Here is a 12,933-nt window from a genome sequence, read left to right as displayed (position 1 = left end):
GCTTGTTGCATTCATACCATTCGTTGTATGAAATGTGCTTGCCTCGTTCCGCCACTTCAAATTCGCGTTTTTTGTTTTCCACGGTTTTTGCGCTGATGGAAAGCTCGTTCCCGGCGGAGATCGTGCCCGAGAGATTGCGCACGGCGTTCTCTCCCTTGCCGTCGGCGTCGGCGATCAGAATGTCGCGCCCGGCGTAAATTTCGCCGCCGTCGTTGAGCAGCAGGCCGGATGTGTACAGGCGCTGGTCCCGCGCCGCGTACAGGACGCCGTTCATATTGCTCAGGCTTTCGCCGGAATATTCAAGGTCCTGCCCGGCCGCCAGAAATGCGCCGTTCAGGGTTACATCCGTGCCGCGCAGGGTCAGGTCATTGCCGGAAGAAAGGCTGCTTTGAACGTCAAAGAGGGCTTTTCCCACATCCAGAAGCAAGTCGGAACCGGCGCTCAGGCTTGCGTCGTTCAGCTCCGCTTGGGCCACCCGGAAGGCCAGATCCGTGACGGCTTCCGCCTTGGATTTTTCCGTCAGTTTCACGTGCTCCAGGTCCAGCCCCACGCGTCCGCCCTGTACCAGGGTGTTCAGAAGGGCGAGCTCCCCGCCGGACAGCACGACGTCGCCCCGGCCCGCAATGGTTGAAGAGGCGGCATCGGCCGTGGCGGCCGCGATGTTGATTGATCCGCCGGACAGGACTTTGGCCCGTTTTGCCTCCACTGTACCGGCGGCGATAGTTGTGTTGCCGTCTTTTGTCAGGCCGCCGGAACTGTCCACCCCGGACGCCGCCTGCGCGTCTTCGCCGAGAACCAGGGTATTGGCTTTGATCGACAGATTGCCGCCCGCATAAAGTCCGGAGGATTTTTCCGGTTCCGGCTCGGGCGTCGGGTCTGTCAGACCCGACGCCGGTGCGGAAGCCGCACCGGCTGTTACGCTTCCGGCCTGTTTTTTGGCCTTGCGGGCTTCATATTGCGGTTCAAAGACGCCCTTTTCCAGGCGCAGGTTGTCAGCCGTCACCGACAGGTCACGCGCCGCCGTGACGGTGGCTCCGGTCAGTTCGATATCCCCCTTGCCGGCCAGCACCGCGTCGCCGCCCGAGACGGCCTCGCGCAGGCGCAGCTTGCCGTCGGCGGTGATCACCATCTGGTCCGCGCTCTGTACCGTGCCTTCCAGGTTCACGCCCACGCCCTTTTCCGTGGCGATAAGGGTGATGCGGTTGGCGTACATGCCGCCCAGGGCCGAGGAGTCAATGCCCACTTCCGGTTTTTCCTCGGCGGCGGGGGGCAGGGAGGGATCGCCGGGATCAGCCGGGGCAGGGGAGGGATCGGCCAGGGGCGTCACCGTGCCGTCGGCGGCCACGCTGTTTTTGCCCGTGACCACGGCCAGGCTGCTGGCGCGCACCTGGGCTTCCACATGGGCCGTGCGCGCCAGCAGGGTAAAGGCGTCCGTGTTGTCGGCGTTGATGCCCGCGCCTTCAATGCGGATGTCGCCCTGGCGCACCTCATAGCCGCGCAACGCGCCGCCGGGGTCCACCTCCGGCTTGCCCGTGGTGATGGTGGCGCGCGGCACGTTGATGAAGCCGCCGCCGTTGACCGTCACGCCGTTGGGGTTGGCCAGAATCACGTCCGCCGCCCGGCCGTTGACTTCGATATAGCCTTCAATGCGCGAGCGGTTGGCGCTGGTCACCTCATTGAGGATGGTGCGCGCCTCGGCCCCACGGTTGCCGTGGAAGTTGGGATTGCCCGCCACAATGCCGCCGAGCTGCGAATTGGCGGCTCCGCTGCTGTTGTTCAGGATCAGGCCCTGCTGGTGGACGTTGAAATCATGGTACTGGTTGTGCGACAGCCCCGAGCCGTTGGCCGCCGTGATGTTGACCACCGGCACGCCGTTGGGCGCGGTCTCCATGCTCGGGCGCTTGTTGGCCGCCGCATTGGGGTCCGGCGTCACACCGGCGGCCCGGACGTTGGCTCCCAGTACGGGCAAAAGGATCAACTGCGCCGCAAGCACGGCGCACAGCAGGACATTGCGCGCTTCCCCTTTCCTCTTCATGATTCCCTCCCTTGAGCCCGGCAAAACGCGCTCCTTGCCCTGAGCGCTTTACGCCCCGCGCGCCGGAATTGGGGGCCGACGCGGCGGAAGATTGTGTGTCAAGTCATCCAGATTCAGGTCCGCAAGCAGGGCGCGCGTCCTTTGCAGGCGTTCCGTCCTGCCTTCCCCGCATAGACGGCGGGCGGGGTCTCCTGTTCACGCAGGCGCTGCTCATACGCCTGGACAGCGCGGGCGGGCAGATCAAACGGCGCAACGGGCCCGGCGGCCTGGATAGCTGATGCCGGAAAAAGCTGCGACGCCAGAACTGCCAAAACAGCTGCGGCAAGCAGAATTTTATTCATAAGTATATATAGGAAGATGTAAAATAAAAGTAAATATAAATAAATTTATTTTAATTGTAACGTATTGATTCCGCCCGGCAGCGGGTCGAATTAATTAGTAATTTTTTTAGTCCCAAACAGGGCCGGGGAAAGCCTTTCCGCCTGGGCGGGAAAGGTTTGTAAAAATAGTTGCAACCAGATGCGACTCTTAACCTTGCCTTAACCCATGCCGTCCTAGCTTGAACCGCAATGAAAGCAACAAGAAAAACAGGCGGACGGGCGTGAAGCTCAAAACAGCGGGTGGAAAACGGCTTCTGGGCATGGCTCTGGCAGTCGCGGTTCTGGCCGTGGGCCTGGGCTTATGGACAAGCGGCACCTCGCGTCCGGATATAATCTATCTGAGTGATGCGGCCCGCAGAAGCGCCGTGCGTCACGTCGTCAACGCCACGGGAGAGGTCAAGGCGGCCCAGCTGGTCACGGTGGGCGCACAGGTTTCCGGGCAGATCGTCAAAATCCATGTCCGGGTGGGACAGATGGTGAACAAAGGCGAACTGATCGCCGAAATCAACGCCACCACGCAACAGAACCAGCTGGAGACGGACAAGGCCCTGCTGCAATCCTATCAGGAGCGCCTGGAATCCAAAAAGGTCAGCCGCCGCATCGCCGAGCGGCAGTATCGGCGCGAAAAGGCCCTGCGCGCCCGCGAGGCCGCCTCGCAGGAAGATCTGGAAAGCGCGGAAACCGCCTGGGCCCTTGCCAGGGCCGAAGTGGCGGAACTGGAAGCCCTGGTACGCCAGACGGAACTGGCCGTGAACACGGACATGGAAAATCTGGGTTATACCAGAATCACCGCGCCTCTGGCCGGTACGGTAGTGTCGGTTCCCGTGGAGGAAGGACAGACGGTCAACGCCGCGCAGTCCACCCCCACCATTGCCCAGATCGCCGATCTCGGCAGTATGGAGATCTGCCTTGAGATTTCCGAAGGCGACATTCCGGCGGTGCGGCCCGGCATGGCCGTGTCCTACACCATCCTGGGCGAGCCGGACGTGTCGGCTCATGCCGTTCTTACGTCCATTGATCCGGGTCTGACCACCCTGTCGGACGGCACCTATGAGAGTTCCTCGTCTTCCTCGTCCGGGTCCGCATCTTCCTCGTCCTCCTCATCCGGCACGGCCGTGTATTATTACGGCAAGGCCCTGGTGGACAATGGCGACGCCCGCCTGCGCATCGGCATGACCGTGCAGGCCGTCATCGTCACGGCGGAAAAGGCGGACGCACTGACCGTGCCGCTGCTGGCGGTCGAAGACGGCCCTGAAGGCAAAATAGTCCAGGTACTGGCGGACAATGGGGGGACGGAAGCGCGCAGGGTGGTCACGGGTCTTTCAGACGGCGTGCGCATGGAAATTGTGGACGGCCTGCGCGAAGGGGAAAAGGTCGTGGCCGGACGCGTCACCAGGGAGGAAATGGACGCCCGGACCGAACTCAAGGGACCGGGCCCCGGAGGACCGCACTGATGCCGATCATTGAAGTCAGCGCGGTCAGCAAATTTTTCGGCAGTGGCGAAAACCGCGTTCAGGTCTTGCACGAACTGAGCTTTTCCATTGAGGACGGGGAGTTCGTGGCCATCGTGGGGCCGTCCGGCTCGGGAAAGTCCACGCTCATGAATATATTGGGCTGCCTGGACAAAGCCGGCAGCGGCATATGCCGCATCAACGGCCAGGATACGGCCGATCTGGATCCGGACGCCCTGTCCGTCCTGCGTTGCGCGCATCTGGGCTTTGTTTTTCAGCGCTACAATCTGCTGTCCCGGCTGTCGGCCCTGGAAAATGTGGCCCTGCCCGCCGTCTATGCCGGAGAAGGCAAGGCGGAACGCCTGCAAAGGGCGCGCGCCCTGCTTGCGGACCTGGATCTGAACGACAAGCTGCGCAATCTGCCCGCCGAGCTTTCGGGCGGCCAGCAGCAGCGCGTGAGCATCGCGCGCGCCCTGATGAACGGCGGGCGCATCATCCTGGCGGACGAACCCACGGGCGCGCTGGATTCCGCCAGCGGCGACAATGTCATGAAGATTCTGAAAGAGCTGCACGCGCGCGGCCATACGGTCATTGTGGTGACGCACGATCTCAAGGTGGCGGCGCATGCGGCGCGGGTCATCCGTATCAGCGACGGGCGCATCGTTTCCGACGAGCGCACCCGGCCCCATGCCCCGGCCGCGCCCCCCGGCGCGACGGTCCGTCCCGTGCTCAGGATGACGGGACGTCTTGACCAGCTGCGCGAGGCGGTCAAAATGTCCCTGCAAGCCATCTGGGCGCACAAGCTGCGTTCCTGCCTGACCATGCTCGGCATTATCATCGGCATTGCCTCGGTGGTTTCCGTGGTGGCTTTGGGACGGGGCTCGCAGGAAAAAATCATCGCCGACATCAGCGCCATGGGCACCAACACCATCGACATCTTTCCCGGCAGGGGCTTCGGAGACCAGCGGGCCGCCCAGATAACCACCCTGACCGTGGCCGATGCGGATATTCTGGCGCAGCAGCCCTATATCGCCAGCAGCACCCCTAATGCTTCATCCAGCGGCACGCTGCGGTACCGCAATATCTCGGTTACGGCGCAGCTCAACGGTGTGGGGGCCGGTTACTTTGACGTGAAGGGCCTGGAACCGGCCTCGGGCGGTTTTTTCGATGAGAACGCCGTGCGCCGCAACGAGTCCGTGGTGGTCATCGACGAGAACACGCGCCGGCGCCTGTTTCCCATCGGGCAGGCGGAAGGGCGGATTCTGCTCTTCAACAGCCGCCCCCTGCGGGTCGTGGGCGTGGTCAAAAAGAAGGATATGGGCTTCGGCCCTTCGGACACGCTGAATATCTGGGCTCCGTACACCACGGTCATGTACAGGATTACGGGGTCCCACAGCATCGCCTCCATTACGGTCAAGGTCGCGGACGGCGTCATGCCGCTCATGGCGGAGCGGAACATCACGCGGCTGCTCACCGCGCGCCACGGCAGCAAGGATTTTTCCACTTTCAACACCGACAGCATCCGGCAGACCATCGAAAGCGCCACCGGCACCATGACCCTGCTTATAACGGGCATAGCCCTTATCGCACTGGTGGTGGGCGGCATCGGCGTCATGAACATCATGCTGGTTTCCGTCACCGAACGCACGCGCGAAATCGGCCTGCGTATGGCCGTGGGCGCGCGACGCGTCAATATCATGGAACAATTTCTGCTGGAAGCCGTGCTGATCTGCCTGGTGGGCAGCGTGGCGGGCATAGCTTTGGCCGGTCTGATCAGCGTGGCCGCGAGTATGCTCTCCCTGGGATTTTCACTGCGGTTTTCCATGGATTCCATCCTGCTGGCCGTGGCCTGTTCGTCTCTCATCGGCACCTGCTTCGGCTTTGTTCCGGCGCGCAACGCGTCGCGGCTCAACCCCATTGAGGCGCTCTCGAGGGAATGATGGCAAAGCGTTGCATGTTCCGTTGCGTTCCGGTCCTGCTGCTGGCCCTGGTCCCGGCCGGCCTGCTTTCGGCCTGCGCCGCGAAAGAGCGTTCCGGGGCGGAGATCATGAGCGCGGTCATCTCTGAACGGCAGACGGCCGCCCGCTATAATCTGAATACGGAATGGTGGCGAGGCTATGGTCTGGCGGCCCTGGACCGGACAGTGGAACTGGCCCTGGAGCGGAACACGGACCTGGCGGCCAGCGCCGTTGCCGTCAACCGGGCGCAGTATGAAGCGCGGCTCATAACGTCGGACCTGCTGCCGGGCTTTTCCGCCGGGGGCTCGGCTTCCGTCTCCCGCAATCTCAAGCCGGGCCACCATCTGGAGGACGGAAAAACCTGGCGGGAGAGCTGGCAGGGCGAGGCCGCCATGAGTTATGAGCTGGACCTCTGGCGGCGTCTGCGCGACGCCTATGACGCCAAGGCCTGGGAATACCGCGCCAGCGTGGAAGATCTGGCCGGTGCGCGCCTGGCTCTTGTCAACAGTGTGGTGAGCGCCTGGTTCAGGCTGATGTATACCGAACAATCCATCACCCTGGTGGAACGCAATACCGAGACATACCGGCGCATCCTTGAAATCGCCCGGGCGAGATACCGGGAAGGCAAGGCCACGGTGGTGGAGCCGCTTCAGGCCGAGCAGTCCCTGCTCAATGCCGGGAACATATTGACGGAGCTGCGCACGCAACGGGCCGAAACTCTGGAAACGCTGCGCAATCTGTGCAATATGCGGCCCGGCGAAACGCCGCCCCCTCCCGACGGCGCTGACATCATGGCCGTGGCCGCCGTGCCCGTGGACCTCAACGTGCCCATTGCCGCCTTGGCCGCCAGGCCGGACATCCATGCGGCCCAGGCGCGGCTGGAGGGGGCTTTCAAAAACCTGGAGGCGGACAGGGCCGCCTGGTTCCCGCGCCTGACCGTGGGCTCCACGCTCAACCTCAGTTCGGACACGGCCGGACGCTTCTTCAATGTGCCCCTGCTCACGGGGCTGGCGAGCCTGAGCCTGCCCTTTCTGGACTGGAATACCCTGCGCTGGAACGTCAAAATTTCGGAAGCGGATTTTGAAAGCGCACGGCTGAGCCTCGTGCAAAGCCTGACCACGGCGCTCAACGAGGTGGACACCGCCTGCGCGTCCTACGTTCTGGCACGGCAGACCCTGGAGCAGACGCAGCAGGTCCATGAACGCGACCGGCGCATTGCCGCCTACTACGGCACGCGCCATGCCCAAGGCCGGGAGTCGCTCAAGGATTATCTGGAGGCCCTGGCGACAGCCGACAATTCCGCATTGTCCGTGCTTTCGGCGCGGTATACGCTGCTCACCTGGGAGAATGGAATATACAAGGCCATGGGCGGTCGTTATGAGCCCAAACAACAAGGAAGCGCTGATTGATGGTCTTTTTGCCCTCCGCCTGCGTCAGGATCAGCCTGTGCGAAACGCATCCATGTCTTGATATGGTTCATTCCGCGCGGAGTTCTTTTTTGGGGGCAGAGAACAAAAATCTTCATTGCCCTGCGCTTCCGGATAAGGGAGGGGCGCTGCATGCTGCACATCCTGCTTGTGGAAGATGATGTGGACCTGGCCACAACCATTGTGGAATATCTCGCACTGGAAAACATGCACTGCGACTATGCCCGGACCGGCGCGCACGGCCTGCAACTGGCAGGCGCTCCGGCATGCGGCACGGCCTACGACGCCATTGTGCTCGACCTCAATCTGCCGCTTCTCGACGGGCTTTCGCTCTGCGCCCGGCTGCGGCAGGAGGGCGACGACACCCCTGTTCTGATGCTTACGGCACGCGGACATATTGACGACAAGCTCGCCGGTTTCGCGGCAGGAACCGACGATTATCTGATCAAGCCCTTTGAAATGCGCGAACTGGTGGCGCGGCTGCAGGCCCTGTCCCAGCGGCGCAGCGGCCAGGCCAGAATATTGCGTTGCGGAGATCTGTTCATGGATGTCAGGGAGCACAGGGAGAGCGGCAGGGCAGACTGATACAACTCTCGCCCATCGGCTGGCGCATCCTGCACGTACTGCTGCGCCACTCGCCCGAGGCGGTCAGCAGGCAGAAGCTGCTTTTCGACGTATGGGGGGACGATCCGCCGGACAGCGACAGTCTCAAGGTGCATCTTTTTCATCTGCGCAAGAGCATTGACGCCCCTTTTGACACGAATCTGCTGCACACCATGCCCGGCCACGGCGTGGCCTTGCGCGAGGGAACCTCCTGGTGGACCGGAAAATCAGCCTCTCATGGTTTTTGAGTCTTTCTTTTCTGGGCATCGCCCTGTTGCCGGTAGTCGGCTATGCCTTTCTGAGTCTGAGCTTTTTCGGCAAGGGACTGGACAGCATCATCTCGGCCAATCTGGCGCAGGCCGTGCAGCTATACGCGGCCGACATTCCTGCTGCGGGCAGGCGGGGCCTGCAAAACGTCAACGGCCTGGAGATAGCCCCCCGCTGGGAGGATATGCCCGCCGAGGTGCGCGACAATCTTACGCCGCCGCTGCGGGAAGGGGCGCTCTACAAGTATGATCTGGGCTCATGGCCCGATCCGCCGCAACAGCTCAACTTTGTCATGCGCGTACGCGCGGATGGGCAGGACTACTACGTGCGCCAGGGCGTCAGACAGGAGGACGCGTCCCCTCTGGTGGGACGTCAGATGGCCGAAACCGTACGGATTCTCCTGGGCGTCAGCGCCGTGACAGTGGCGGCGCTGTTTCTGTTCACCCGCCTGCTGATCAGGAAAGTCTCCCGTCCGGCCAAGGCCCTGGCGGACTGGGCCGCCGAACTGGACGAGCAACGCCTGAAAGAGACGCCGCCGGACTTCTGCTATCCGGAATTGAACAAGCTGGCCGCATTGATCCGGAAAAGCCTTGTGGCCGAGCATCGAAGCCTGGAGCGTGAACGGCTGTTTTTGCAGTACAGCAGCCACGAATTGCGTACGCCCATCAGCGTTGTGCTCGCGGCCACGGAACTGCTGCGAAAGATTATGAGCCGCCGTGGCACGGACCGGGAAATGGAAAAATCCATTGTCCAGCGCATTGACCGCGCCGGGCATACCATGACCCATCTGGTGGAAACGCTGTTATGGCTTGGACGGGATGTGGCGGAAATGCCCGCGCCCGGCATGGTGGATGTCGATGCGCTGCTGAAGGAGATAGTCCATGATACAAATAAATTATATATTGAAAAAGATCTGAAGTTCGTTCTGGAAACGGCCCCCTGCCGGATGCTTTTGCCGGAGGCCGCGGCACGTATAGTCCTGGGCAATGTTGTGCGGAACGCATTCCAGCATACCTTGCGCGGCATCATTCACATCAGCCAGCACGGCGGCGTGGTCGAAGTGGTCAATTACATGGCCAGAGAAAGCGATCTCGCGGGAGACATCGGTTTCGGGCTTGGACTGGAATTGACGCGGCGGCTGACGGCCCGGCTCGACTGGCTTTACACAAGCCAGGCTTTTCCCGGCCGGAACGTGGTGACTGTGCGCCTGTCGGAAACGGTGGCTTTGCCCTGTTGACGCACGGCAGCCGTTGCGGCGGATTTTTCAGCAAATCGACAGGAGTTATGAAAATTATCTTGACTTTGAAATTCATTTTCAATTATAAAGAAGTCACGTAAAGCGGATACAAACGGTTCTTTTCGCCACGGGGGTCAGCGGGAAGGCCATAGCCAGGAGAAAAGCTATGTGCGTTACCTTGATCGGCGGCATGGACAGGCTGAAGCCCGAGTATATCGCGGCGGCTAAGGAAGGCGGCCACAGTCTTAAGTGCATTAGCCGCAATGAACGGAATTTCATGGACAAGATCGGCAATCCGGACAGGGTGATCGTGTTCACCAACAAAATTTCCCACGAGGCCAAGCGCAAAGCCATGCAGTTGGCAAGGTCGCGCAATATTCCCATCCATATGGTGCATTCGTGCGGCGTCTCCTCATTGCGGGAATGCCTGCGTTCGTCATGAATGCTTGACATCCGGAGGACAAGTAGCTAGTTCATTTCGGAAATGAATTTCATTTTTATGGAGTCCCGGCAATGAGAGATATTCGGGTCACGGATTGTGGGCGGCAGGTGGTCCCTGCCGCCGATTATGCCATGGGGGAGGTTCCGGCATGAGTGCGGTGAGGCAGTTCAAATCGGTGGAGGAAATGCACGGCGGATCGTCCGCGATGGTGCGCATTGCGCTGGCGGGCAATCCCAACTGCGGCAAAACCACGGTGTTCAATGGGTACACCGGGGCCCGTCAGCATGTGGGTAATTACCCCGGCGTGACAGTGGACAGAAAGGAGGGCCAGTTCGTCTTCAACGGCGAGCCGGTGACACTTGTGGACCTGCCCGGAACCTACAGCCTGACCGCCTATTCCCAGGAAGAACTGGTGGCCCGGCGCGAACTGGCGGCCAACAATGTGCAGGCCGTCATCGATGTGGTGGATTCCTCCGCTCTGGAACGCAATCTGCTGCTGACCGTGCAGATGCTGGAAATGGGCATGCCCGTTGTGCTGGCCTGCAATATGATGGACGAGGCCCGCGCCGCGGGCATCCATATTGATATGGACCGGCTGAGCCGGATGCTGGACATTCCGGTGGTGCCCATGGTGGCCCGTACCGGCGAGGGACTTAAAAAAGCCATGGAGCTGGCCGTTAGCCTGGCCCGGGCGGGCAAACGGGACCCCTTGCGCCTTTCCTACGGCGCGGACCTGGATACCGCGCTTCTGGAGCTGGAAAAAGGCATTGAGAGTTCCGGACTGCTGGCCGCGCGGTACCAGTCCCGCTGGGTGGCGCTCAAGCTGCTTGAGGGCGATGGGGACATGCTCAAGGAAGCCCGCGCCGCCGACGCCAAAACCACGGTCGAACTGGAAGCCATCTGCAAAAAGGCGGTGGCGCATGTCCGCGACACGCTCAACACCAGTATGGAATCCGTGATCACGGACCATCGTTACGGCTACATCCGCAGCATTCTGCGTGACGGCATTGTGAGCCAGGATCCGGGCAAGAGCCGTCTGGCTCTTTCCGACAAGCTGGACAAAGTGCTGACCAATGCCTTTTTCGGCCCGCTGATCATGCTTGGCGTGCTCTACATGATCTATCAGATCACCTTTGAGGTCGGCGCGTATCCCCAAGGCTGGGTGGAAGACGGTTTTGCCTGGCTGGGCGACTTCTGCACCAGCGTGCTGCCCGGGGGCTTGGCCCAGTCCCTGGTCGTGGACGGCATCATCGCCGGTGTGGGCGGCGTGGTCAGTTTCGTGCCCCTGATCATGATCATGTTCGCCCTGATCTCCTTTCTGGAGGACAGCGGCTACATGGCCCGCATGGCCTATATGATGGACCGGATTTTCCGCTTCTTCGGTCTGCACGGCGCCTCGGTGATGCCCTATGTCATTTCCGGCGGCATCGCGGGCGGCTGCGCCATTCCCGGGGCCATGGCCACCCGCACCTTGCGCAGCCCCAAGGAAAAGCTGGCGACCCTGCTGACCTTGCCGTACATGACCTGCGGGGCCAAACTGCCGGTTTTCCTGCTGCTGGCCGGGGCCTTTTTCCCGGAAAACGCGGCCACGGTCATGTTCCTGATCATGATTACCGGCTGGGTGGCGGCTCTGGTGGTGGCCCGCCTGCTGCGTTCGTCCATCGTCAAGGGCGAAGCCACGCCTTTTGTCATGGAACTGCCGCCGTACCGCATGCCCACATTGTTCAGCGTGTTGCTGCACTGCTGGGAACGCGCCTGGATGTATTTGAAAAAGGCCGGTACCGTGCTTCTGGCCATTTCCGTGGTGATCTGGGCCGCCATGACCTTCCCGTCCCTGCCTGAAGAAGCCGCCGCTCCTTTTGAGCAGAAGATCGAACAGCTCGAAACGCAGGTCAACGCGCTGCCTGAAGGCGCCGAGGGACGCGAGGCCCTGGAAGGGGAACTGGCCGATGCGCGCGACCAACTCGGCGAAGAGGAGCTGGCCTACTCCGTGGCCGGGCGTCTCGGCAGGTTCGTGGAGCCCGTGACCAAACCCGCCGGTTTCGACTGGCGTACGGACATCGCCCTGCTGGCCGGCATTGCCGCCAAAGAAGCCGTGGTCGCCACCATGGGCACCGCATATGCGCTGGGCGAGCAGGACCCCGAAGACGCCGCGCCTCTGGCCGAACGCCTCAAGAGCGATCCCTCCTGGTCCAAGGCCACGGCCCTGTCCCTGATGCTCTTCGTGCTGCTCTATTCGCCCTGCTTCGTGGCCCTGGTGGTCATCCGGCAGGAGGCCGGAAGCTGGGGCTGGGTGGCTTTCAGCATCCTGTTCAACACGGCGCTGGCTTATGCCATAGCTGTGGGGGCCTACCAGGTCGGCCGGACCGTCTGGGGCTAGCGACAATTCCCTGTTTGCAAAGATCTGGCCGCGCGGGCGGCGGCTTTCGCCGCCCGCGCGGCACAGGTGACGCCCCGCGCCGCATGCCTTGACAAAGGCGTTGCGGCGCGGGCATTATTTCCGGCATTGCGTTCCGCCCGCCGCCGATCCGCGTCGCGGACGGAATCACGCGACGTCGCCGCCGATATTTCGGCGGCAGAGGAGGGCGCATGAGTATGCGGGCCGGAGCCTGTTTGCTGGTCATTTTTCTTTTCCTTTGGCTCTGCCCTGACGCACGCGCCTGGGATGCTTATGTGGTGCGGGTGGAGGACGGCAACACCGTCTCGGTCAGCGAAAAGGCGGACAGGGACGAACCTACCACCATTCTCCGTTTTTACGGCATTGACGCGCCCTCCCTGAGCCAGCCCTTCGGCCCCGATGCGCGGGACTTTCTGCTCCGCCTGATGCCCAAGGGCACCAAGGTGGGCGTGGACAGCGTGGGCGAGGACGACAAGGGCGCGGTGAGCGCCCTTGTCCAGGTTGCCGGAACATCCGTCAATTACCAGCTTTTGGTCGAGGGCCTGGCCTGGGTGAACCGTTCGACGTGCAAGGCCATGTTCTGCCGCCGCTGGTACATTCAGGAGCATCAGGCCGTTGTGGACCGGCGTGGTCTCTGGGGCCTGAATATGAGCACGCCGCCCTGGCAGTGGAGCCGGTGAGCGGCGGGCCTGGAGCAGAGTAACTTTGAAATTTTATAAATTTCAAAGTCGGCAT

10 protein-coding genes are annotated in these 12,933 nt (G+C 62.0%); 9 read left to right on the top strand and 1 reads right to left on the bottom strand.

Annotation, left to right across the window (positions count from 1 at the left end):
- The coding region (locus HMPREF0326_RS11350; protein ID WP_020990541.1) for a filamentous hemagglutinin N-terminal domain-containing protein at positions 1 to 2,035 on the bottom strand (2,035 nt) is incomplete at its 3' end.
- Between the two features lie 601 nt (positions 2,036 to 2,636).
- On the opposite strand from HMPREF0326_RS11350, the gene HMPREF0326_RS11345 reads away from it, so the two are divergent.
- From HMPREF0326_RS11345 to HMPREF0326_RS11310, 9 genes are all read left to right on the top strand, one after another.
- Positions 2,637 to 3,869 carry an efflux RND transporter periplasmic adaptor subunit gene (locus HMPREF0326_RS11345; RefSeq protein ID WP_008683641.1) on the top strand — a complete coding sequence of 411 codons (1,233 nt, stop codon included), beginning with the start codon at positions 2,637 to 2,639 and terminating at the stop codon, positions 3,867 to 3,869.
- Positions 3,869 to 5,806 (top strand): MacB family efflux pump subunit, encoded by a 1,938-nt coding sequence (locus HMPREF0326_RS11340; RefSeq protein ID WP_008683644.1) that lies wholly within the window; start codon positions 3,869 to 3,871, stop codon positions 5,804 to 5,806. The genes HMPREF0326_RS11345 and HMPREF0326_RS11340 overlap by 1 nt, the downstream gene beginning before the upstream one ends.
- Positions 5,807 to 5,820: 14 nt before the next feature.
- Complete coding sequence (locus tag HMPREF0326_RS11335; RefSeq protein ID WP_198005297.1) at positions 5,821 to 7,233, top strand: TolC family protein; 1,413 nt, start codon at positions 5,821 to 5,823, stop codon at positions 7,231 to 7,233.
- A gap of 150 nt (positions 7,234 to 7,383) precedes the next feature.
- Positions 7,384 to 7,836, top strand: a complete 453-nt coding sequence (locus HMPREF0326_RS17430; protein ID WP_009301325.1) for a response regulator transcription factor — start codon at positions 7,384 to 7,386, stop codon at positions 7,834 to 7,836.
- Positions 7,779 to 8,102, top strand: a complete 324-nt coding sequence (locus HMPREF0326_RS17425; protein ID WP_232221506.1) for a winged helix-turn-helix domain-containing protein — start codon at positions 7,779 to 7,781, stop codon at positions 8,100 to 8,102. The genes HMPREF0326_RS17430 and HMPREF0326_RS17425 overlap by 58 nt, the downstream gene beginning before the upstream one ends.
- On the top strand, positions 8,069 to 9,358 hold the full coding sequence (locus HMPREF0326_RS11325; protein ID WP_008683648.1) for a sensor histidine kinase: 1,290 nt from the start codon (positions 8,069 to 8,071) through the stop codon (positions 9,356 to 9,358). The genes HMPREF0326_RS17425 and HMPREF0326_RS11325 overlap by 34 nt, the downstream gene beginning before the upstream one ends.
- Before the next feature lie 166 nt (positions 9,359 to 9,524).
- Positions 9,525 to 9,800: a DUF2325 domain-containing protein gene (locus HMPREF0326_RS11320; RefSeq protein WP_008683651.1), complete on the top strand. Its 276-nt coding sequence runs from the start codon at positions 9,525 to 9,527 to the stop codon at positions 9,798 to 9,800.
- A gap of 148 nt (positions 9,801 to 9,948) precedes the next feature.
- A complete protein-coding gene (gene feoB / locus HMPREF0326_RS11315; RefSeq protein WP_009301329.1) occupies positions 9,949 to 12,180 on the top strand; it encodes a ferrous iron transport protein B in 2,232 nt (743 codons plus the stop codon).
- Between the two features lie 209 nt (positions 12,181 to 12,389).
- Positions 12,390 to 12,878 (top strand): thermonuclease family protein, encoded by a 489-nt coding sequence (locus HMPREF0326_RS11310; RefSeq protein ID WP_009301331.1) that lies wholly within the window; start codon positions 12,390 to 12,392, stop codon positions 12,876 to 12,878.
- The last annotated feature ends 55 nt before the right edge of the window (positions 12,879 to 12,933 follow it).

The organism is Desulfovibrio sp. 3_1_syn3 (assembly GCF_000145315.2).
GTDB lineage: Bacteria > Desulfobacterota > Desulfovibrionia > Desulfovibrionales > Desulfovibrionaceae > Desulfovibrio > Desulfovibrio fairfieldensis.
The sequence above is the reverse complement of the archived record's forward strand: the minus strand, read 5'-3'. Positions and strand labels throughout refer to the sequence as shown.